Annotated in this window: 17 protein-coding genes and 2 pseudogenes; 7 read left to right on the top strand and 12 right to left on the bottom strand. The window is 65.5% G+C overall.

The window, feature by feature from the left end:
- Positions 1 to 5: 5 nt before the first annotated feature.
- The 4 genes and pseudogenes from CXQ81_RS31760 to CXQ81_RS15110 form a co-directional block, all read right to left on the bottom strand.
- A pseudogene (locus CXQ81_RS31760) lies at positions 6 to 1,272 on the bottom strand (carboxymuconolactone decarboxylase family protein).
- 53 nt (positions 1,273 to 1,325) lie between these two features.
- Positions 1,326 to 2,372 carry an alpha/beta hydrolase gene (locus CXQ81_RS15120; RefSeq protein ID WP_101337671.1) on the bottom strand — a complete coding sequence of 349 codons (1,047 nt, stop codon included), beginning with the start codon at positions 2,370 to 2,372 and terminating at the stop codon, positions 1,326 to 1,328.
- 56 nt (positions 2,373 to 2,428) lie between these two features.
- Positions 2,429 to 3,523 carry an alpha/beta fold hydrolase gene (locus CXQ81_RS15115; RefSeq protein ID WP_101337670.1) on the bottom strand — a complete coding sequence of 365 codons (1,095 nt, stop codon included), beginning with the start codon at positions 3,521 to 3,523 and terminating at the stop codon, positions 2,429 to 2,431.
- Between the two features lie 105 nt (positions 3,524 to 3,628).
- Positions 3,629 to 3,730 (bottom strand): annotated as a pseudogene (locus CXQ81_RS15110) (tautomerase family protein); the annotation flags it as partial.
- A 245-nt stretch (positions 3,731 to 3,975) separates the two neighbouring features.
- Here CXQ81_RS15110 and CXQ81_RS15105 point away from each other — a divergent pair.
- Together CXQ81_RS15105 and CXQ81_RS15100 are read left to right on the top strand one after the other, a co-directional pair.
- A complete protein-coding gene (locus CXQ81_RS15105; RefSeq protein ID WP_101337669.1) occupies positions 3,976 to 5,031 on the top strand; it encodes an aromatic ring-hydroxylating dioxygenase subunit alpha in 1,056 nt (351 codons plus the stop codon).
- A 120-nt stretch (positions 5,032 to 5,151) separates the two neighbouring features.
- Positions 5,152 to 6,099 carry a PDR/VanB family oxidoreductase gene (locus tag CXQ81_RS15100; RefSeq protein ID WP_101337668.1) on the top strand — a complete coding sequence of 316 codons (948 nt, stop codon included), beginning with the start codon at positions 5,152 to 5,154 and terminating at the stop codon, positions 6,097 to 6,099.
- A gap of 6 nt (positions 6,100 to 6,105) precedes the next feature.
- Here the strand turns inward: CXQ81_RS15100 and CXQ81_RS15095 are convergent, their stop codons facing one another.
- The 6 genes from CXQ81_RS15095 to mdlC all read right to left on the bottom strand — a co-directional run bounded on the left by CXQ81_RS15095 (position 6,106) and on the right by mdlC (position 14,511).
- Positions 6,106 to 6,819, bottom strand: a complete 714-nt coding sequence (locus CXQ81_RS15095; protein ID WP_101337667.1) for a GntR family transcriptional regulator — start codon at positions 6,817 to 6,819, stop codon at positions 6,106 to 6,108.
- A 695-nt stretch (positions 6,820 to 7,514) separates the two neighbouring features.
- On the bottom strand, positions 7,515 to 8,768 hold the full coding sequence (locus tag CXQ81_RS15090) for an OprD family porin (RefSeq protein ID WP_101337666.1): 1,254 nt from the start codon (positions 8,766 to 8,768) through the stop codon (positions 7,515 to 7,517).
- 131 nt (positions 8,769 to 8,899) lie between these two features.
- On the bottom strand, positions 8,900 to 10,375 hold the full coding sequence (locus CXQ81_RS15085; RefSeq protein ID WP_101337665.1) for an aldehyde dehydrogenase family protein: 1,476 nt from the start codon (positions 10,373 to 10,375) through the stop codon (positions 8,900 to 8,902).
- Positions 10,376 to 10,450: 75 nt separating this feature from the next.
- Positions 10,451 to 11,389 (bottom strand): ketopantoate reductase family protein, encoded by a 939-nt coding sequence (locus CXQ81_RS15080; RefSeq protein WP_101337664.1) that lies wholly within the window; start codon positions 11,387 to 11,389, stop codon positions 10,451 to 10,453.
- A gap of 9 nt (positions 11,390 to 11,398) precedes the next feature.
- Positions 11,399 to 12,832, bottom strand: a complete 1,434-nt coding sequence (locus tag CXQ81_RS15075; RefSeq protein WP_101337663.1) for an MFS transporter — start codon at positions 12,830 to 12,832, stop codon at positions 11,399 to 11,401.
- Between the two features lie 92 nt (positions 12,833 to 12,924).
- Positions 12,925 to 14,511 (bottom strand): benzoylformate decarboxylase, encoded by a 1,587-nt coding sequence (mdlC, locus tag CXQ81_RS15070; protein ID WP_101337662.1) that lies wholly within the window; start codon positions 14,509 to 14,511, stop codon positions 12,925 to 12,927.
- 118 nt (positions 14,512 to 14,629) lie between these two features.
- Here mdlC and CXQ81_RS15065 point away from each other — a divergent pair, with 118 nt between their 5' ends.
- Positions 14,630 to 15,532: a LysR family transcriptional regulator gene (locus tag CXQ81_RS15065; RefSeq protein WP_101337661.1), complete on the top strand. Its 903-nt coding sequence runs from the start codon at positions 14,630 to 14,632 to the stop codon at positions 15,530 to 15,532.
- A gap of 3 nt (positions 15,533 to 15,535) precedes the next feature.
- Here the strand turns inward: CXQ81_RS15065 and CXQ81_RS15060 are convergent, their stop codons facing one another.
- Positions 15,536 to 16,867 carry an MFS transporter gene (locus tag CXQ81_RS15060; RefSeq protein ID WP_101337660.1) on the bottom strand — a complete coding sequence of 444 codons (1,332 nt, stop codon included), beginning with the start codon at positions 16,865 to 16,867 and terminating at the stop codon, positions 15,536 to 15,538.
- A gap of 276 nt (positions 16,868 to 17,143) precedes the next feature.
- Positions 17,144 to 17,368, bottom strand: coding sequence for a hypothetical protein (locus CXQ81_RS31060; RefSeq protein WP_157832250.1), 225 nt, complete (start codon positions 17,366 to 17,368; stop codon positions 17,144 to 17,146).
- 127 nt (positions 17,369 to 17,495) lie between these two features.
- Here CXQ81_RS31060 and CXQ81_RS15055 point away from each other — a divergent pair, with 127 nt between their 5' ends.
- The 4 genes from CXQ81_RS15055 to CXQ81_RS15045 all read left to right on the top strand — a co-directional run bounded on the left by CXQ81_RS15055 (position 17,496) and on the right by CXQ81_RS15045 (position 20,963).
- Positions 17,496 to 18,434 carry an alpha/beta hydrolase gene (locus tag CXQ81_RS15055; RefSeq protein WP_101339420.1) on the top strand — a complete coding sequence of 313 codons (939 nt, stop codon included), beginning with the start codon at positions 17,496 to 17,498 and terminating at the stop codon, positions 18,432 to 18,434.
- A gap of 143 nt (positions 18,435 to 18,577) precedes the next feature.
- On the top strand, positions 18,578 to 18,712 hold the full coding sequence (locus tag CXQ81_RS31480) for a hypothetical protein (RefSeq protein WP_007931277.1): 135 nt from the start codon (positions 18,578 to 18,580) through the stop codon (positions 18,710 to 18,712).
- A gap of 189 nt (positions 18,713 to 18,901) precedes the next feature.
- Positions 18,902 to 19,219, top strand: coding sequence for a hypothetical protein (locus CXQ81_RS15050; RefSeq protein ID WP_101339419.1), 318 nt, complete (start codon positions 18,902 to 18,904; stop codon positions 19,217 to 19,219).
- Between the two features lie 259 nt (positions 19,220 to 19,478).
- On the top strand, positions 19,479 to 20,963 hold the full coding sequence (locus CXQ81_RS15045; protein ID WP_101337659.1) for a tyrosinase family protein: 1,485 nt from the start codon (positions 19,479 to 19,481) through the stop codon (positions 20,961 to 20,963).
- Positions 20,964 to 20,966: the final 3 nt, after the last annotated feature.

Raw genomic sequence — 20,966 nt, 5'->3', positions numbered from 1 at the left:
CCGCCTCATGGCCCCCCGGCGCTTGCCGCCAGGTGTTTTTCCAACGCCTCGCCGGCCCGCTTGGCCGCATCGGCCTCGCCCTGCTCGGCCAGCACCCGGACCAGTTGCCGCAGTTGCCCGACGCTCAGCCCTACCCTGATGCTGGCGGCCATGTGCGAGCGCAGTTGCGGCTCCGCGCCGGGGGTGGCGGCCAACGCGCCGACCGTGGCCAGCTCACGACTTTGCCAGTCCAGGTTGTCGCGCTCGAAGATGTCGCCGAACAGATGGGCCTGCAGGTACTGGTTGATCACCGGGGCGAAGTCGAACAGCGGCCCCTGGACCGGCGCGCCGGAAATCCGCGTCTGGTTGGCCTTGCCCGCCGCCAGCAGCGCGTCGCCCGTGGGAATGCCGGCGCTGGGCTCGCGCCCGGGAACGTCCTCGATGCCGCGTTGCTTGCGCGCCTCGAGCACTTTCATCAGCTCGCCAAGGGCATTGAGGCTGCGCGGAAAGCCGGCGTAGGCATAGAGCTGCACCAGGATTTCCCTGGCCTCGCTGACGGTCAGCCCGGCATCCAGCCCCTGGTTCAAGGCGGCATTGAGCCGCGGCATATTGCTGGTGGCCATGGCCGCCGCGATCAACGGGATGGCCTGCTGCTTGTGGGACAGCGTCTCGGAAACGGCGGGTACGGAGGACATGGCTTGAGGCTCCCTAGGGTTCTGCGCGGCGTGGCTCGTCGTCATCGTCAGGTTCAGGCTCAGCAGCGCGAAGGCCACTGTCATCCCTCCGGGCCTGCACCGCTTAACGGGCGTTGTATTGGTCATCGCTGACTTTCTCCAGCCATTGCACGCTCTTGCCATCCACCGCGCCGGTCACCGCCAGATGGGTCATGGCGCTCGTCGCCGCGGCTCCGTGCCAGTGCTTGACGCCCGGCGGGCAGACGATCACGTCGCCCGGATGGATTTCCTGCACCGGCTTGCCCCACTCCTGCGTCAGGCCCACGCCGGAAACCACCACCAGGCGCTGCCCCGCGGGATGGGTATGCCAGGCCGAGCGCGCGCCCGGCTCGAAGGTCACGTAGGCGCCGGAGGCATTGATCGGGCTGCTGGCGGGAAACAGCGGATCGACGCGCACCCGCCCGGAAAAGTAATCCTCCGGGCCCGCGACCGAAGCCTGGGTACCTGCACGACTGATCTGCTGGGTGGCGAAAGGCTCGCTGGGGTTTTCAGCCTGGCCGGCCGCGTCAGCCAAGGGCGCCGCGGCGCATACCGCGAGCCCCAACAGGGTCTTGTTCATGATGAGAATTCCTCGTTGGTCGAGCCTATTGAAATGACGAGCCGTTACGGCGATCACAGCGTCCTGGCGTAGAACGCCGTCAGCTTGCTGATGGCCGCGTCCACATACTGGGGCACCCAGTAGGTTTCGATATGGGTGGCGCCGTCGATCTTGAACAGCTCCTTGTCCTGGGTACCGGTGGCCTTGGCGAACGCATCCTCGGTCATGTAGAGGCTGTCGGCCTTGCTGCCGGCGATCATCAGCAACGGCTGTCGGATCAGTTCGATCTGCTGGGTGGCGTCGAAGCGCATCAGGTCCAGCAGGCTGCTGGTGGTGTATTTGAAGGTCGAGTTGGGGTGCGCGTGGGTTTTCCAGTAGTACTCGTAGCCCTGCCGATACAGCGCGAAGGGCAATTGGGCGATCTGTTCGTCGGTCAGGTTAGCATCCCCCGAATACAGCACTTCGCCGCCGGCCGCTTCCTGGGCACGGGCCGCCGAAGCCTGCTGCAGGCGTTGCTGGATGCTGTCCAGTTGCGAGTCGTTGTAGCCATTGCGGCGAACCCGCCCGGAATTGAACAGGCTCAGCGTCGCAATCGACTTGAAGCGCTTGTCGGTTTGCGCCGCGGCCAACGAATAACCACCGCCGCCGCAGATGCCGAGCAGGCCCAGGCGCGTGTTATCGACGCCGGGATAGCCGGCGATGAAGTCCGCCATGCCATGGATGTCCTCGATGCGGTACGCGGGTTTGTCCACGCTGCGCGGCTGGCCGCCACTGGCGCCCTGGTAGGCCGCATCCGCGGCGATGGTGATGTAGCCCTGGTCGGCCAGGCGCTGGGCATACAGGCCGGCGACCTGCTCCTTGACCCCGCCATTGGGGTGCGCCACCACCACGACCGGGTATTGCTTCGCCGGGTCATAGTTCGCCGGGGTGTAGACGTTGGCGGAGATGTCCAGGCCATTGAGCTTGTAGCTGACCGGATGGATGTTGACCTTGCCCGGCTCGTTCTTGCTGATCGCGCCCTCGTAGACCAGGGTGAACGGATTCTGCTTGTAGTCCGCGGCCTCGGCGGCCGACATCCCGACCATCGCGGCCATGAGCGTGGCCTTCAGCGTTTGCTTCATTTGAATACTCCTGCCCTGCTTTTGAAGAACACGGCAGCCAGCCGCCGTGCCCATAGTCAATCCAGAGACTTCTCTGCAAGAAACCTCGAAACCAGGTCCGCGATCTCGACATTGTTGAGGTCCGAGAACGGAAAGTGGCTGTTGCCCTTGATCCCGATCTCCGGCAAGTGGATCAGCCTGGCGTCACCGCCATGCCGGTTCACCGCGTCGCGCCACAGGCGCGCCATCTCGAGCCGGGCGCGCCAGCTGTCCTGGGCCGGCAAACGCACCGGCAGGGCGGGAATGTTGTCGCCATAGAGGATCAGGATAGGAATGCGCGTCAGCGCCTCGAACTGCGCCTGGCTCACGACCTGCGCGGCGACGGTGTCGAACGCGCTGGGAATCGGCACCGGCGCCTCGCCCTCGGGAAACACGAAGCTGCTGCCCGGCTCGAACGCGACGATGGCCCGCACGTTGCGGCTCTTGATCGCCGTCAGCCAACCCGGCCCGCCCCCCTGGGAATGGGTGAACAGAATGGCCGGGCCGGTCTTCTCCAGCAGCGCCGACACGCCATCGGACACCACCTCGATGTCGTAAGGGCCGGTGTTGGGGGTCATCGAACGGAAGAACTGCTCCTGCGCCGCCCGCCCCGGCGGGAACTGGCTGCCCGCGAAGGTCTCGGGCCACAGGCCGATGCGGAACTGGTTGAACCACAACTGCTCGTCCGCCACCGGCTTGATCGTCGCTTCGACCAGGCTGCGCCCTGCATCGCCACGGCGCGGCTGGTCGATCAGGTAGGTGGAGAAACCGCGACGCAGGAAGATGTTCTGGAAACCTTCACGCCCATCGGCCGTGGTCTCCCAGGACTTCGCCGACTGCCCCGCGCCGTGCCACATGACAATCGGCAGCGGGCGCGCGTTAACCGGCTTCTGGTAGAAGGCATACACATGGTCGCCGTGGTAGGTCTGGCCATTGGGATTCATCGGGTGGTAGGGATCGAAGGTGCCCGGCTGAGTGCGCACGCCACCGCCCGCGATCAGGCTGCCCTGATCCTCGATCACCAACGGACCGCGCTCGCTCGCCTCAACAACCGCGCCGCTGCACAGGGCAAAACAGAGGGTGCCCGCCCTGGCGGCGGCGGGCATGTACTTGCGGATCAGGTGCTGGGTCATGGAGGGCTCTCGATTGGAAATCGCAGAACCCCAACTTACCCCTCGGCCATTGATTGATAAATGGCACGGATTGGATAGGACTAATACCAGAAACGCATAGGTAGACTAATTGCCCCACCCACCGCCAAACGACCATTCCTCTGCCTCAGTGGTGGTAATCACCACCATCACATCCTCGGCATCGATGCCTGGCACGCGGCCCAGTCGCACGCTCGCCAGCTCGGGTCGACGAACGTCGACATCCCGCCTCCATCGCTGGCGTTCTTTCTGTCATTGGGGGGTGTTTAACAACACCTACCAATGGATCCATTAAAAATAAAAGCAACAGCTATCAGTCCGATAATCGCCCATAAATCAACCTTTAACCTGGATCTTATCGTTGACACTCAAACACCACAGCCTCTCTAATGGATCCATTAAATAAAAACAATCACTCCCCAGGAGAGCCCTCCATGTACCCCAAGAACACTTGGTACGTTGCCTGCACCCCCGATGAAATCGCCGACAAGCCCCTGGGCCGACAGATCTGTGGGAAGAGGATGGTGTTTTACCGTGGCCTGGAGGGCCGGGTCGCGGCGCTCGAGGACTTCTGCCCCCATCGCGGCGCGCCGCTGTCGTTGGGGTATGTGGAAAGCGGCAACCTGGTGTGCGGTTATCACGGGCTGGTGATGGGCTGCGATGGCAAGACCGCGGCAATGCCCGGGCAACGGGTGCGCGGCTTCCCGTGCAACAAGACCTTTGCCGTGGTCGAGCGCTACGGCTTTATCTGGGTCTGGCCCGGCGACCAGGCGCTGGCCGATCCGGCGCTGATCCATCATCTGGAATGGGCGGTCAGCGATGAGTGGTCCTACGGCGGCGGGCTGTTCCATATCCAGTGCGACTACCGGCTGATGATCGACAACCTGATGGACCTGACCCACGAAACCTACGTCCACGCCTCCAGCATCGGCCAGAAGGAAATCGACGAGGCGCCGCCGACCACCACGGTCGAGGGTGATGAAGTGGTCACCGCGCGGCATATGGAAAACATCATGGCCCCGCCGTTCTGGCGCATGGCCCTGCGCGGCAATGGCCTGGCCGACGACGTGCCGGTGGACCGCTGGCAGATATGCCGCTTCACCCCGCCCAGCCATGTGCTGATCGAAGTCGGCGTGGCCCATGCCGGCCAGGGCGGCTACAACGCGCCGGCGCAGTTCAAGGCGTCGAGCATAGTGGTGGATTTCATCACCCCGGAGAACGACACCTCGATCTGGTACTTCTGGGGCATGGCGCGCAACTTCAACCCACGGGACGAGGCGCTGACCGCGAACATTCGCGAGGGCCAGGGCAAGATTTTCAGCGAAGACCTGGAGATGCTCGAACGCCAGCAGCAGAACCTGCTGGCCCACCCCACGCGCAACCTGCTCAAGCTGAATATCGACGCCGGCGGCGTGCAATCGCGGCGGGTGCTGGAGCGCCTGATCGCCCAAGAACGCGCCGGCGAAGCACAACTGATCGCCACGGCCTGAGCCCTGCGCGGCGCTACGCCGGCAGTGCACCGGTGCCGCGCCCTGCCCTTTCCCCAGCCTTTTACCCAAGAAAAGAAACAGAAGTGACCGCCCTGGGCGGCAGCACTCGGAGGACCGACGATGATCGATGTGGTGGTGGTATCCCGTAACGACGAAGCCCAGGACATCTGCAGCTACGAGCTGGCCAGTGCCGATGACCGCCCGCTGCCGGGCTTCAGCGCCGGCGCGCATATCGATGTGCACCTGCCCGGCGGCTTGATCCGCCAATACTCCCTGTGCAACCACCCCGAAGAACGCCATCGCTACCTGATCGGCGTGCTCAAGGACCCGGCCTCCCGCGGCGGCTCGCTGGCCATGCACGAGCGGATCCACCCCGGCACGCGTCTGCACATCAGCGAGCCGCGCAACCTGTTTGCGCTGGCCCAGGAAGCCCGGCGCAGCCTGCTGTTCGCCGGCGGCATCGGCATCACCCCGATCCTGTGCATGGCCGAGCGCCTGGCCCACAGCGGCGCCGATTTCGAGCTGCATTACTGCGCCCGCTCCAGCGAGCGCGCGGCCTTTGTCCAACGCCTGCGCGATTCATCCTTCGCCGAGCGGGTGTTCCTGCATTTCGACCAGGAACCCGAGACGGCGCTGGACGCGGCCAAGGTCCTGGCCGCGCCTCACAACGACGTTCATCTATATGTGTGTGGTCCCGGCGGCTTTATGCAGCACGTGCTGGACACGGCCAAGGCCGCGGGCTGGCGGGAGGACTGCCTGCACCGCGAGTACTTCGCCGCCCCCGTCGATACCCGCGCCGATGGCAGCTTCTCGGTCAAGGTCGCCAGCAGCGGCCAGGTCTTCGAGGTGCCTGCGGACAAGAGCGTGGTGCAGGTCCTGGAAAGCCATGGCATCGACATTGCCATGTCCTGCGAACAAGGGATTTGCGGCACCTGCCTGACCCGGGTACTGGAGGGCGTGCCGGAGCACCGCGACCTGTTCCTCACCGAGGACGAGCAGGCGCGCAACGACCAGTTCACCCCCTGCTGCTCGCGCTCGAAAACGCCGCTGCTGGTGCTGGATATCTGAAGGGAGTCAGGCGGGGCGGAGGATGACCTTCATCCGCTCGTCCGCCGCTGCGCTGCTGAAGATCTCGGCATAACGCAGGGTCGCGTTGGCATGCTCGCGCATGATCGCCTCGGCCCGCGCGCCCTGGCGATTGACCAGGGCGTCGAACACCGAATGGTGCTGCATATGGGCGTAGTTGAAGCGCCGGTATTCGCGAGCCATGTCCTGGCGATCCACCGCCAGCGCGGTGACCGAGGCGAACGGCAGATGATCGTTGCGCGCCAGGGCATCGGCGATCGCCGGGTTGTGGCTGCCTTCGACAATCACCTGGTGAAAACGCATGTTGAGGTCGTGATAGACCTCCAGGTCGTCCTCGGTCACATAACCCTTGGCAAACAATTGGTCGCCCTGGGCCAGGCACAACTCCAGGGCCGCCCGCGCCACCTCCGACAAGCCGCGCTCGGCGGTCTGGCGCGCCGCCAGCCCTTCGAGCACACCCCGCACCTCGACCGCGCCGGCGATGTCCTCGGTACTCACCGAACGCACCTGGAACCCCCGCCCGCCAAACCGCACCAGCAGGCCTTCCTGCTCCAGGGTACGGAACGCCATGCGCACCGGCATCCGCGACACCCCGAACAACTCCGCGGTCGGAATCTCCATCAGCCGTTCACCGGCCGCCAGTTCGCCCGAGGCGATCATCTTGCGCAACGCGACCAGCACCAATTGACCGGGCTTACTCATCCAGGCAACTTCCAGAAAACGTGGGCGGCCATAGTACCGCAAGCCTTGCGCCGGCGGCATGCGGATAGCGGCGTGCCGACGGTGGCGACCTCACAGACCTCATCGCGGGCAAGCCTCGCTCCTACAGAAAATGCGTAACCTACTGCCTCACAGCACACGCCTCCCTGTAGCCGCTGCCGCAGGCTGCGATAAGGCCGCAGGCCTTCAGCGATCTCCAGACCTTGCGCCCCTTTCGGGGTCGATCGCAGCCTCGCAGGCTCGGCAGCGGCTACAGGAAACACACCCACCCCAGGCCGGCCGGCAGGCCGCCGTCTTGCTTTTGCTTTTGATCTGAACGCCCCGTTAACCACGATGGCCGAACGCAGGCATTGAGCCGTGGGTAACCCGGCAGGGATGCCGGGTTAGCCGCCCCAGGCCATGGATGGCCTGTGGCGGCGGCCCACGGATCAATGCCTTCGTTCGGGCATGCCGAGCCTTAGCGAGGCACCGAGTGGGGGGCGAAGCGTTTTGGTTACTTTGGACTGGGCCGGCTTCCGGATCTTCCAAAGTGACCCGCCGTAAGGGCGGAACCCTAAGTAGCCGTAACCGCAGAAACGGATATGCACACATCCCAAAAATGCAGCGCCAAAACAGATGCCATCGCGGGCAATTCGAGCGTCGACCGGCCGCTCCCGCCCGCGACAACACTGCAAGGCTCAAAACGACAACGGATAACTCACAATCACCCGAGTCTGATCAAAGTCACTATTGAAACTGCGCCGATTGGTAGCGTTATTCACCCGCACACTGAGATTCTTCAGACTCCCACTCTGAAAGGTATACCCCACCTCCGTATCCCGCTCCCACTCCTTGCCATTGCTCCCGGCCTTGGTCGTGGCATTCTCGCCATGCCCATAGCGCACCATGGCCAACAACCCCGGCACACCCATGGCGGCGAAGTTGTAGTCATAACGCAGCTGCCAGGAACGCTCGTCGGCGTTGCTGAAGTTGCCGTTGAACATATCGTTGCCCAGGGTCCGGCCGCTGCTGCCATACACCGACATCCACGGGCTGTCGCCACTGACCTTCTGCAAGCCCAGGTACAGGGTATGGCCAGCGGTGGAGGCCGAGAGCAAGGCATAGGCGGTACGGCTCCGGATCTCGCCGATGCGCGCCTGGCCATCATCCTTGTCGATGAAGTAACCGAGGTTCGCCCCCAGCACCCAGTCGCCCACCGGCTGCTTGTGCAGCAGGTTGAAGTAGCTCTGCTGGTAGATGTCTTCCAGTTGCGCATGCCAGGCGCCGATCAAGGTGCGCTGCTGGTTGAAACGGTACTCGGCGCCGGCATAGGTGAAGCCATCGGACGTGACCCCGGGCGCGGCCCAGGCCGAGAGGTCCTGCATGTCCGAGGAGTTACGCAGGCTCACCGAACGGTACTGCCCGGCCTGCAACCCCAGCCCGGCGATTTCCCGCGAATCGAGCATCGCCCCACGGAAGGTCTGCGGCAGCAGCCGGCCATCGTCGTAGCGCAGCAGCGGGATGTCCGGCAGCAACTCGCCAACCTTCAATTCAGTGGCGGAAATGCGCATTTTCGCCGCCACGCCGGCGCGACCGTAGTTGTCCGCCGCACGCCCGTCGTCATGTACCGGCAGCAGCTCCGAACCACTGGTACCGCGCCCGCTGTCGAGCTTGACGCCGAACATGGCAATGCCGTCCAGGCCGAACCCGACGACGCCCGGGGTGTAGCCGGAATTGAACTTGAGGATAAAACCCTGGGCCCATTCCTCGACCTTGCTCTTGGCCGCACCCGGGTCGCGAAAATCCCGATTGAAGTAATAGTTGCGCAGCACCAAATCGGTCTTGGCATCTTCGAAAAAACCACCGTCTTCGGCCCAGGCCGGCAGGCCCGTGCCCAGTGCCAGTGAAGCCGCGGCCAGCGAGCGCGCGAGGATGCAGTGAGGGGTGTTCATTATTATTGTTCTCCGCTTTGCATAGGCGCAGCCGTTCCCCGACAGGCCGCTCCAGGCCCGCCTTCTATCGGCTGCAAAAATGCCCGGTCTCTCTTTTGGGAAAGACCGGGCGATATCCTCAGCTCAAGGCATCAGAAGGGATAACGACGCGCCGAGTGCTGCACGCTGATCCAGTGATCGCGGGTGAATTCGTCGATCGCCCAGTCGCCGTTGAAGCGCCCGAGCCCCGAGTTCTTTTCCCCACCGAAGGGCGCGTTGGCCTCGTCGTTCACCGGGATGTCGTTGATATGGGTCATGCCCGCGCGAATCCGCCGGGCGAAGTTCACCCCGCGCTCCAGGTTGCCAGTGAACACCGCACTGGACAGGCCGAATTCGCTGGCGTTGGCCAGCTCCAGGGCGTGGGCCTCGTCCCGCGCGCGCAGCAGCCCCACCAGCGGGCCGAAGATTTCATTGCGCGCCAGGTCCATATCGACTGTGACCTCGCCGTAGACATGGGGCGCCAGCAGATTGCCCTGGGCCCCGCCCTCGTAGAGCGGCTCGGCGCCTTCGCGGCGAGCCAGCTCGATCTTCTCCCGCAGGCCTTGCAGCTGCCGCGCATTGATCACCGGGCCGATCACCGTCTCGATCGATTGCGGATCGCCGACCTTGAGGCCCTTGACCCGCTCGACGAAGCGCGCGGCGAAGGCGTCGTAGAGGCTGTCGTCGACGATGATCCGGTTGACCGCCATGCAGATCTGCCCCTGGTGCAGGAACTTGCCGAACACCGCCGCGTTCACCGCCTGTTCGAGGTCGGCGTCGGCCAGGACCACGAACGGGCTGTTGCCGCCCAACTCCAGGGCCACATGCTTGAGGTGCGCGCCGCCGCTGGCGATCCGGCCGATACCGCGGCCGACCGGGGTGGAGCCGGTGAAGGTGATCAGCGAAGGTACCGGGTGCTCGACAAAGGCATCGCCAATCTCGCTGCCCGCCCCCACCACCACACTGAGCACGCCCGCCGGCAGGCCGGCCTCCTCGAAGATCTTCGCCAGCAGCAGGCCGCCGCACACCGGCGTATCGCTGGCCGGCTTGACCACCACCGCGTTGCCCAGGGCCAGCGCCGGGGCGATCGAGCGCTGGGTCAGGTGCAGCGGGAAGTTCCATGGGCTGATGACCCCGACCACCCCCAGGGCGCTGCGGTAGACCCGGCTCTCCTTGCCCGGCACATCGGACTCGACGATGCGGCCGTGGACCCGCGCCGGGAACGACGCCGACTCCAGGGCGATGGCCCGCGCCGCGCCCCATTCCAGCTGCGCCTTGAGCCGGGTGCTGCCGGACTCGCGAATGATCCAGTCGACGATCTCCTCGCGGCGCCGGTCGAACACCGCCACCACCTGATGCAGCACCGCCGCCCGCGCCGACGGCCCGAGCGCCGCCCAGTGCGGCTGCACCGCGGCGGCCTTGGCATAGGCGGCATCCAGGTCGGCGCGGTTGGCCTGGGCCACTTCCAGCAATAGCGCGCCGTCGAACGGGTTGCTCACCGCCAGGGTTTTGCCGGCCGCGCCGGCGCGCCATTCCCCGGCGATGGGTTGCAGGTGCAGGTCGCTGTAGACAGCTGTGGACTCACTCATGACAAAACTCCTTGAGGACAGGATTCACAGGAAAGATGGGCTCGCGACTCAGGGCGCCGAACCGGGTTTACGTGGCTATGCATGACTGCCTCCGGTGGCCGCCCGCGCCTCGATCAGGCGCAGCAGCCCCAGCAGGGTTTCGGTGTGCGGCACGGCGATGCCGGCCTGGCGCGCCCTGGCTAGGACCTCGCCATTGATCGCGCCGACTTCCGTGGGCCGGCCGGCCAGCACGTCTTGCAACATCGACGGTTTGTGCGCCCGGTGGTGGGCGATGGCATAGGCCACGCTGTCCAGGCAGCGCCGCGCATCCGTGGCCACCCCCACCGACTGCGCGACGCCGAGCACCTCCAGCACGATGGCCCGGGCCAGCGCCGGGCCTTGCGGCACGGCATCCAGTTGCCCCACGGTGCAGCCGGTGACGGCGCACAGGCTGTTCAAGGCCGCGTTGAACGCCACCTTCTCCCAGATCGAGGTCCAGACCTGCGGGTCCACCGCGCAGTGCAGCCCCGCCGCCTCCAGCACCGCGGCAACCTGGGTGCTGCCTTGGCGCTCGACGCCCTCCAGCGACAGCAACCGGACCACGCCCTGGCCATGGGAGCGGACATGGGCCGGCCCGGCCATGTCGGCGGGCCAGGTGGTCATGCCGATCATCACCTGCTGCGGGGCCACGTGACGGCACAGCGCTTCGGCGTTGCCCAGGCCGTTCTGCAAGGTCAGCACCCGCGTGTGCTCGCCGATATGGCCGGCAATACTGCGCAGCGCGCTGTCGGTGTGCTGAGCCTTGGTGAAGACCAGCAACAGGTCGGGCTGGCCCGTCACCTGCTCCGGCCGGCAGGCGCTCAGGCCGCCGATGCGCCGCTCGCCGCTGTCGGTGTCCAGGCACAAGCCCTGGCGGCGGATCGCCTCCAGGTGCGTGTCGTTGATGTCCAGCAGCGTGACGTTCTGCCCGCTTTCCGCCAGCAGGCCGCCGAACAGCGAGCCCATGGCGCCCGCCCCGAGAATGCTGATGTTCATCGAACCTCCTTATGGCTGTGAGGGTTGATCGGCAAGGTGCTGCTTGTCGGCCCGGGTTGGTCCAGGCGCCCGCCGGGGAATATGTCGGCGCACCAGCACCAGGGCGATCAGTGCCAGCACCATCACCGTTCCCAGCAGCGTCAGATAGCCGTGGGCGCCGCCCTGGGTGATCACCGTGGCACCGACGAAGGCGCTGAGAATCGCGCCCAGACGCCCGAACGCCAGGGCCGATGCGGTGCCGGTGGCGCGCACGGCGGTGGGATAGATAAAGGCGCACAGCGCATAGAGGGTGGACTGCACGGCGTTGACGAACAGGCCATGCACGCCAAAGCCGACGATCAGCAGGCTGGTGTTCTGGTTGACGTCCACGGCCTGCATGGCGAAGGCACTGGCCGCGCCGCCCGCGCAGCAGATCAGCAGCGGCCAGAACGAGCCCCAGCGCGTCATGGCGACCGCGCAGAGCAGCGCGCCGATCACCCCGCCCAGGTTGTAGGCGGTAAGGCCCGAACCGGCCACCGCCAGCGACAAGCCTTCGGACAAGAGCATGGTCGGCAGCCAGCTGAAGGCGCTGTAGACCGCGGTCAGGCACATGAAGAACGCCACCCAGACTGCCACGGTATCGCGCCCGTAGCCGGGGGCGAACAAGGCGCGGAAGCCGCCCTGCTGCTCGCTCTTCTGCTCCAGCGCATCGGTGTAGCGCACGCCCTCGGGCATCGGTCGGCCCATACGGCCCAGCAGCGCAGTCAACTCGCCCCAACGCTGCGGCCGGCGCGCCAGGAAACGCGGCGACTCCGGCAAGGTCGCCAACAGCAACAGGCCCAGCACGATGGGCAGGCTGCCGCCGATAAAGAACAGCGTGCGCCAGCCGTACAGCGGCAGTACGTGGGAGGCGAACAACCCCGCCAGCATCCCGCCCAGGGGCACACAGACAATGGTCGCGGTGACCGCCAGGGTACGCCGGCGCGCCGGGGTGAACTCGGCGGTCATGGTGGTGGCGCTGGGCAGCGCGCCACCGATGCCGAGCCCGGCGATAAAGCGCAGCGCCGCCACGGTCAACGCATCCGGCGCCAGGCCGATGGCGCAGGTCGCGGTGCCGAACAGGATCACGCTGGCGATGACCGCCATGCGCCGGCCGAAACGGTCGGCGAACAGGCCCGCGCAAGCGCTGCCGATGCCCATGCCGATCAGCCCGGCGGCCACCGCGGGGGCGAAGGCCTCGCGGGTGATCCCCCATTCCTTGATCATCAGCGGTATGGCGAAACCGATGAGCTGGCCGTCGAAACCGTCCATCACGATCGACAGCGCAGCCAGCAACACCACGATTTTCTGCATCCCGGTGTAGGGCCCGTCGTCGAGCAAGGTGCCGATGTCGGCACTGCCGGAAACCGGGCTCGACCGCTGGGGCCCAACCTCCATCACTTCACTGACCGAAGTCGTGTTCATAACCACCTCTTTTTATTGTTGTGGTGTACGCGCCAGGCGCGCTTGGCATTGCCGGGTCTTCTGCCCGGCGCCGGGAGCCCGGACCTTGGGCATCAGGGCTCGATGGTCAGGGTCGGCACCTCGATCAATACCGGGCGATTGCCGGCCAGGGCCGCGCTGAAGGCGGCGGCGAACTCGGCGCGGGTCGCGGCATGCACCGAATGCACGCCATAACCCTGGCCGATGGCGCAGAAGTCCAGGCCGGGAACGTCCAGCCCCGGCGCATCGCTGACCTGCAGCACATCGGCGAACCAGCGCAGCGCGCCGTAGGTGCCGTTCTTGAGAATGATGAACACCACCGGGATGCCGTACTGGGCGGCGGTCCACAGCGCGGTGATGCCGTAGTTGGCCGAGCCGTCGCCAATGATCGCCACCACCCGCCGCCCGGGCGTCGCCAGTTGCACGCCGACCGCGGCCGGCAAGCCGAAGCCCAGGCCACCGGCGGCGGGAAAGAAGTAGCTGCCGGGCTGGCTCATCTCCACCCGCTGCCAGAACGCGCTCACCGTGGAGGTGGATTCCTTGACGTAGATCGCATCCCGCGGCGCCAGCTGGTTGATCAGGTCGAAGACTGTTTCCGGACGCAGTAGGCCGCCCTCCTCGCGCACCGGCGCCGGCAGCGGCAAGGCACTCGGCAGCGGCCGTTCGCTCTGTGCCAGCACCTCGACCAGGGCTTCGAGAGTCAGGGCGATATCGCCCACCAGCGCATCGCCCATGGGCGCCCGCGCTGCCTCGCCCGGGTCGCAGGTCAGGTGCACCAGCTCACAGTCCGCCGGCAGGTAATCGCCCGGAGCGTATTGGTGGTAACGGAACACCGGGGCGCCCACCACCAGGATCAAATCGTGCTCGGCCAGGCAGCGGCTGATCCCGGCGATGGCCGCCGGCAGCACACCACGGAAACACGGGTGGCGGGTGGGAAACGGGCAACGCGAAGCGGAAGGCGCGACCCAGGCCGGCATGCGCAGTTTTTCCGCCAGTTGCACCGCCAGGCCGTTGCTGCCGCTGCCGTCGACATCCGGGCCGAGCACCAGCACCGGGCTACGTGCCGCCGCCAGGCGCTCGGCCAGCCCTTGCAGTTGCACCACCGAAGGCAGGCCGGCGCTGGCCACCTGGCGCCGTGCCAGATGCTCGACCCCGGCCGGCGCCGCGCAGGCCCAGTCGTCATAGGGAATCGACACATACACCGGCCCGCGCGGCGCCAGGCTGGCCATATGGATCGCCTGGCTCAGGGTGCGCGGCACGTCCTGGGCCGAGGCCGGCTCGTGGCTCCACTTGACCAGGGGCTTGGGCAGTTGCGCCGCATCGACATTGGCCAGCATCGCTTCCACGCCGACCATCGCGCGCACCTGCTGGCCGGCGGTGATCACCAGCGGGCTGTGGGAGTACCAGGCATTGGTCAGCGCGCCCATGCCGTTGCCGGTACCGGCGGCGGCATGCAGGTTGACGAAGGTCGGCTTGCCGCTGGCCAGGGCGTAACCGTCGGCCATGCCGACCACCGCGCCTTCGTGCAGGCCGAGGATGTAGCGGAAGTCCTCGGGAAACCCCTTGAGAAACGGCAGCTCGTTGGAGCCAGGATTGCCGAAGATAGTGGTCAGGCCTTGTTCGCGAAGAATCTCGTAGGACGCAGAGTGAACGGTTTTCATAAGGACCCTTGTTATTGGATTTCGGGTTACTCTTGCAGCCGCTACGAAATTGATCAAATCGATACTATCTCTATCAAAAATAAAACCTATCTATGTTCATAACGGCAGCAGAGGCGATATGAGCCACATCGATCTGAACCTGATCCGCACCTTCGTCACCCTTTACGAAGCCCGCAGCGTGACCCTGGCGGCCGAGCGCCTGTTCGTCACCCAGCCCTCGGTCAGCTATGGCCTGGCGCGCCTGCGCGAGCTATTCGACGACGCCCTGTTCAGCCGCACCCGCGACGGCATCCAGCCGACCTTTGTCGCCGAGCAGCTGTACGGCCCCTTGCGCGAATCCCTGACCCGCATCGAAAGCGCCGTGCAGAGCTGCCGCCAGTTCGACCCGGCGAGCACCGAGCGGCGCTTTCGCATCGCCCTCTCCGACCTCGGCGAAATCGGCTTTTTGCCGCTGATCCTGGCGCGCCTGAACCAGGACGCGCCGCTGGCCGAAGTCGAGGTCCTGCCGCTGCAGGTGGACCAGGTCGGCGAGTGGCTGGCCAGCGGCAAGGTCGATGCCGCGATCTGCCGCCAGCCGGTCCCCGGTATCCGCAGCCGGGTGCTGATGCACGAGCGTTATGTGTGCCTGCTGAGCACCGGCCATCCGCGCATCGACCAGCAGTTGAGCCTCGAACAGTTCCTCGCCGAACGGCACGTCGCCGTGACCCGCACCACCGGCCACGGCAATGTCGAAGACGTGCTGAAAAACATGCACGTGGAACGGCGCATCAGCCTGCATGTGCCGCACTTCTCGGTGCTGCCGAAAATCATTCCCGGCACCGACCTCTTGGCGGTGCTGCCGGCGCAGATCGCCCGGCTGTTCATCCACGAGGGCGAGCTGAAGATGCTCGAACTGCCGTTCCCGGTGGCCGAGTTCGCCGTGTCCCTGAACTGGCACCCCAACAGCGACAGCTCCGCCGCCCTGCGCTGGTTCTGCGACACCATCGCCGACGCCATCATCAGCGGCCAGGGCCATCACTAGTGGCTAGGCCCCGACCATCGCCGGCTGCGCCTGGGCCCGGGCGGGCTTGAGCAGCAACAGGCAGCCGGCGGCGATCACGAACACGCTGGCAAACACCCCGTACAGATGCAGCGGCTGCCAGCCGCCATCCAGCAGGAAGCCGGCCACGGTCGGCGAAAGAATCGCGCCGATGCGGCCGATGCCAATGCCCCAGCCGACGCCCGTGGCGCGCACCGGGGCGTCGTAGACCACCGGCGACAGCGCGTAGAGGCCGGCCACGCAACCGTTGGCAAACAGCCCGATCAGCAGCCCCAGGCCAAGCGCCGCGCCAATCGACGAGGCCGAGCCGACAAACAGCACCAGCAGGCCAGCGGTGATCAGCATGAACAGCGCCAGCACCCGGCCCAGCGGCCAGCGCGAGGCCAGGCCGCCGACCAGCGCCGCGCCGAAGATCCCGCCGACGCTGAGCAGCACCCCGCCGGTGATCCCCTGCTGCGCCGACAGCCCGGCGGCCACCAGCAGTTTCGGGGTCCAGCTCATGACGAAGTAGAAGCCGAACATCACCAGGAAAAACAGCAACCAGATCAGCAAGGTGGTGCGGCGCATGGCCGGCGCCAGCAACTGGCCGAAACCGCTGGGCGCGCCGGGTTGCCTGGGCACCTCTGGCGGCAACTGTTCAAGCTCAGGCTGCTCCAGGCGCCGGGCCAGGCGATTGACCCGTACCAGGGCATTGGCCGGGCGGCGGGCGAGCAGGAAGTCCAGGGATTCGGGCAGCCACAGCAGCACCAGGGGAATCACCAGCCAGGTCACCGCACCGCCGAACAGGAACACCGAACGCCAGCCCCAATGGCCCAGCAACCACACCGCCAGCAGCCCGCCCAGGGTGGCACCCAGGGCATAACCGGTGGATTGCAGGCTGACCGCCAGGCCGCGCCAGCGCTTGCTCGAATACTCGCTGGCGATCACGTTGCTGCTGGCCAGGATGCCGCCGATACCGAGGCCCGTCAGGCCGCGCAGCAGCGCCAGTTGCAGGGGTGTCTGGCTCAGGGCCGAGAGCAGCATGCCGAGCCCGGACAGCGCCAGGCAGAACAGGATCAATGGGCGCCTGCCAAACCGGTCGGCCCAGGGCGCGATAAACAGCGAACCCGCCGCCATGCCGAACAATCCGGCGCTGAGCAACAGGCCGACCTGCGCCCCGTTCAGCCCCCATTCGGCCGACACCGAGGCCGCGGTGAAGGCCATCACCAGCACGTCGAAACCGTCGATCATGTTCAAGACCATGCAGATGCCGATGGCCAGGCATTGGAAGGAACTCATCGGGCCGCTGTCCACGCGGCTCTTCAGGTCGAGCGTCATGAACGCACCTCCACGCCGCCTACCGGCGACGGCGAGAGGGAAAACAGCGGCGTGCACACAGACAGACGGCGGACGGAACCCAGGCGGTTCCGCGCCCTTGATAAGCCATTCATGACGAGACCCTTCTTGTAGTTTTTATCGGGGGACGGCCGGGAGGGACCCGCCATCGCCAGGTGGCTAATCAACCACCCAATGGATCCATTAACAAGAGGTGAAATCCAGGGAACCCATGGAAAATTGGCTGAAATACCTGGAGAAATGCTCAGGTATTTTTATTTAAAAGACGAAAATCAATGATTTAACCAAACAGCTATTGACTGATATTTGCGGGCGATTATCGACCAGACTCAAAAGGCGCAGGCTGTTGAGGATCCTGTGGCCGTGAATGGCTACAGGATCCAGAAATAATGGATCCAATAAATCAAAACCCTGAAGGCAGATGCTCAGCTTTTCATCAATGGACTGACAATCCGCCTCAAGGGCTGTGACCTTATCTTTCAACGCCCTGCCCCGGGATCGGCCGCCACATTTTGTAAAGCATCCCCGGCCACGGATTGGCGAAATGATTATTGCGCCGGTGGGACATCTGCTAAAACGCGGTTTTTATCCGTACGCGGTGCCACAGCCCATGTCCTCCTCATTCTTCTCGCGCTGGCGACCTCGCTGGTGGTCGCTGCTTGGCATGGCTGCCCTGTTGATAGGCCTGCCGGTGGGCTGCCAGGTGCTGGAGCACAAGGAGCGCGAACTGGTGTTTCGCGTCGAGCCGGGCAATGCCAGTTGGTATCGCGGCCTGCCGGCCGGAGTACGCGAACTGCAGTTCAAGGGCGACAGCCTCAAGCCCGAGCAGAACATTCATGCCTGGTGGTGGCCGGCCCAGCGGGCCGATGCGCCGGCCGTCCTTTATCTGCATGGGGTGCGCTGGAACCTCACCGGGCAGCTGTTCCGCATCGAGCAACTGCACGCCCTGGGGTTCTCGGTGCTGGCCATCGACTATCGCGGCTTCGGCCAGAGCCTGGGCGAGCCACCGTCGGAAACCAGCGTCTATGAGGACGCGCGGATCGCCTGGGAGCAATTGCAAAGGCTGCAACCCGACGCCGGCAAACGCCTGATCTACGGCCATTCCCTGGGCGGCGCGGTGGCGGTGGAACTGGCCGCGCAACTGGGGCAACAGGCGGCCAGCGACGGCGCGCCGATCCCGGCCCGTGGCTTGATCGTCGAATCCTCGTTCACCTCCCTGGCCGCTATCGCCGCCGAGCTGGGCAATACCTCGCTGCCGGTGCGCTGGCTGCTGTCGCAGAAGTTCGACTCCCTCGACAAGATCGCCCATATCGGCATGCCGCTGCTGATCGTCCACGGCCTGGACGACCGCTACGTGCCGGCGCGCTTCAGCCAGCAATTGTTCGACGCCGCGCGGCAGCCCAAGCAACTGCTGCTGGTTCCCGGGGCCACCCACAACAACAGCATGCGCCTGGCCGGCGAGCGCTACCGCCAGGCCCTGAACATTTTGTTGCATGCCCGGCCGGCGAAGGTCGCCGCGACAGCGCCAGCCCGCGTGCCGACCAGTTGAACCACGAACCGGCACCGTTGCCGTTACACCCTCCTGCATCAGCGGCGGGATGACCTCGTCCTTAGACAACCTGTAACAACTCCGGCTGGCCCAGGCAGCGCTTAAATGAGATGGTCTCCTGTTGATTGTTTTGGAGGCATGTCATGACTACATTTCAATTCATCGCAGGCATGGTCTTTTGTCTGGCGGGACTGGGCGTGAGGGCCTACCTGACCCTGCAGCATCCCGGGGAAGAAAAAGCCTGGCGCTCGTCCAGTGTGCGAAAGTCCGCCAAGTAAGCCTTGCCCCGCCCCTGAATACCGCTGATGGCCTCCCGGCCGGCCCCGCCTGGATCAGGTGGAGGCCCATGGAAAATGCCCGTATCGCGCGATACGGGCATTTTTTTCAGCCCAGGGCATCCGTCATTCCGCCTGATGCCGGCCGGCAACAATGGCAAAATAGCCGCCGCCCATGCCCGAGACCGTCCCATGCCAGCCACCCCCACCCTCACCGCCCGCGAAATCTGCCAGGTGCTCAGAGAACTGGCCCTCGGCACCCGCACCCTGGGTCCATCGAGCCACCGCGTTTTGCTGGCGGACGATAGCTGGCAAGTGCGGCTCGACATCGAAGGCTGGACCCTGACCCTGGTCAACCATGGCCAGACCCTGAGCCACTGCGAGCAATGCCGCTCGCCGGATGGCCGGGTCGAAACGCTCGACGCCTGGCAGCGCTACGGCACCGACCCGGTCAAACTGCTGAGCATCTGGGAACACCAGCAGTTGCAGCGCCTGCTGCAGGCGTTGTGATCCACCTTCATTACACCCACGCCAATCCCCCGTCCGTCCGCCCAAGCCACCGGAACCCGTGTCGTTCATCGGGATAATGGGAATCGGCCATGGCGTTTTTGCCAGGCCTCTATACTCATTTTCGACGAGGCGCGCACCGGCACTGCGAGCCTCATGAGCGCAGTTCCGCCGTGAACATGAAGTCGCCAGCGGCAAAGGATTGCGAGGGGTGTGGCGCCATACGCGTCACCTGGCCTGATGCTGCAAGGAAGGTGCATTCATGAACACGATCCGACAGGATGTGGCAACACTCGGCTCCGGATGGGACAACAAGGTCTTGCTCAACTACGCGCTGGCCATGCGCGAGCTGGACAAACTGCCGATCACCAACCGCAACAGCTGGAAGTTCCTCGGCGCCATCCACGGCTTCGATCGGCAGTTGTGGGTCGAGGTGAATGTCCTGGGCGATTCCGATCCGGTGCCCAAGGACCTGACCAACTTTACCTACGGCAGCCAGTGCCAGCACGGCAGCTGGTACTTCCTGTCCTGGCACCGCGGTTACCTGGCGGCCTTCGAGGCGATTGTCGCGGCCAAGGTCAAGGAACTGACGGGCGACGACTGGGCGCTGCCGTACTGGAACTACCTCAATAGCAAAAACCCGGATGCGCGGCGGGCCCCGGAGGCATTCCTGGCGGACACCCTGCCTGACGGCAGCCCCAACCCGCTGAAGAAATACCCTCGCCGGCAGGGCTTTACCACGCTGCGGCCGAACTCCCTCGATGCCTTCAGCCTGGCAGCGATGCAGGAGAACGATTTCCAGGTCGGCAATGACGGCAGCATCGGCTTCGGCGGCGGGGTCACCGGCAATTTCGCCCAGTTCGCCCGCTGGACCGGCGACCTGGAGAACAACCCGCACAACACCGTGCATCGCCTGATCGGCGGGGGCGAAGGCTTCATGGCCGACCCGTACCTCGCCGCCCTGGACCCGATCTTCTGGTTGCACCATTGCAACGTCGACCGGCTCTGGGAGGCCTGGATGAACACCCCGGGCAAGACCATGGTCCGCGATCCGCGCTGGCTCGACGGTCCGGCCGACCGCCGCTTCATCATGCCGCAGGTCGGCGGCAATGACCCTGGCATGAAATTCACCGGCCGCGACACGTTGAAGGATGGCAAATTGCATCCGCGCTATGCCGACTTGAGCATCGGCACGGGCGTGAAACCAGGAGTAGAGGCCGTGACACGGGTCAAGATGGGTGCGCCGGAACAACAGAACATCGAACCGATCGGTGCCAACCGTTCGGTGGTCACGGTCGGCGGCGCGCCGGTGCGCACCCAGGTCGACCTCGACCGCCAGGCCACCAGCACCGGCATCGCCGCGATGGGCGCGACGGACCTGGGCCAGCCGGTGACCCGGCTCTACCTGGCGCTGGAGTCGGTGCGCGGCTCCGCGCCCTCGCCGCAGCTTGCGGTGTACATCAACCTGCCGAAAGACAGCGATCCGCAGCAGCATCCCGAGTGCCATGCCGGCAGCCTGACGCTGTTCGGGCTGAACGTCGCCTCGCGCCCGGACGGTGGCCATGGCGGCCACGGGCTCGGCTATACGATCGACATCACCGACCTGGCCCAGCGACTGACCGATGCCGGCGATTTCGATCCCGACTATCTGCGGGTGACCCTGGTCCCAGGCGAGCAGGTATCGGCGGATAAACCGGTGACCGTGGAGCGGATCAGCGTGCTCAAGCGCAGCGGTATCGTCAGCTGAGTC

It is taken from the genome of Pseudomonas sp. 09C 129, from assembly GCF_002843625.1.
Classification (GTDB): Bacteria; Pseudomonadota; Gammaproteobacteria; order Pseudomonadales; family Pseudomonadaceae; genus Aquipseudomonas; species Aquipseudomonas chlororaphis.
This window is presented reverse-complemented; position numbering and strand designations above follow the sequence as displayed.

Excerpts from the sequence above, each read along its gene's own strand:
- CXQ81_RS31480 (WP_007931277.1), top strand. The coding sequence starts at position 18,578 with ATGACTACATTTCAATTCATCGCAGGCATGGTCTTTTGTCTGGCGGGA.
- CXQ81_RS15045 (WP_101337659.1), top strand. The coding sequence starts at position 19,479 with ATGAACACGATCCGACAGGATGTGGCAACACTCGGCTCCGGATGGGAC.
- CXQ81_RS15055 (WP_101339420.1), top strand. The coding sequence starts at position 17,496 with ATGTCCTCCTCATTCTTCTCGCGCTGGCGACCTCGCTGGTGGTCGCTG.
- CXQ81_RS15085 (WP_101337665.1), bottom strand. The coding sequence starts at position 10,375 with ATGAGTGAGTCCACAGCTGTCTACAGCGACCTGCACCTGCAACCCATC.
- mdlC (WP_101337662.1), bottom strand. The coding sequence starts at position 14,511 with ATGAAAACCGTTCACTCTGCGTCCTACGAGATTCTTCGCGAACAAGGC.
- CXQ81_RS15095 (WP_101337667.1), bottom strand. The coding sequence starts at position 6,819 with ATGAGTAAGCCCGGTCAATTGGTGCTGGTCGCGTTGCGCAAGATGATC.
- CXQ81_RS15120 (WP_101337671.1), bottom strand. The coding sequence starts at position 2,372 with ATGAAGCAAACGCTGAAGGCCACGCTCATGGCCGCGATGGTCGGGATG.
- CXQ81_RS15100 (WP_101337668.1), top strand. The coding sequence starts at position 5,152 with ATGATCGATGTGGTGGTGGTATCCCGTAACGACGAAGCCCAGGACATC.
- CXQ81_RS15050 (WP_101339419.1), top strand. The coding sequence starts at position 18,902 with ATGCCAGCCACCCCCACCCTCACCGCCCGCGAAATCTGCCAGGTGCTC.
- CXQ81_RS15075 (WP_101337663.1), bottom strand. The coding sequence starts at position 12,832 with ATGAACACGACTTCGGTCAGTGAAGTGATGGAGGTTGGGCCCCAGCGG.
- CXQ81_RS15060 (WP_101337660.1), bottom strand. The coding sequence starts at position 16,867 with ATGACGCTCGACCTGAAGAGCCGCGTGGACAGCGGCCCGATGAGTTCC.
- CXQ81_RS15115 (WP_101337670.1), bottom strand. The coding sequence starts at position 3,523 with ATGACCCAGCACCTGATCCGCAAGTACATGCCCGCCGCCGCCAGGGCG.
- CXQ81_RS15065 (WP_101337661.1), top strand. The coding sequence starts at position 14,630 with ATGAGCCACATCGATCTGAACCTGATCCGCACCTTCGTCACCCTTTAC.
- CXQ81_RS15090 (WP_101337666.1), bottom strand. The coding sequence starts at position 8,768 with ATGAACACCCCTCACTGCATCCTCGCGCGCTCGCTGGCCGCGGCTTCA.
- CXQ81_RS15080 (WP_101337664.1), bottom strand. The coding sequence starts at position 11,389 with ATGAACATCAGCATTCTCGGGGCGGGCGCCATGGGCTCGCTGTTCGGC.
- CXQ81_RS15105 (WP_101337669.1), top strand. The coding sequence starts at position 3,976 with ATGTACCCCAAGAACACTTGGTACGTTGCCTGCACCCCCGATGAAATC.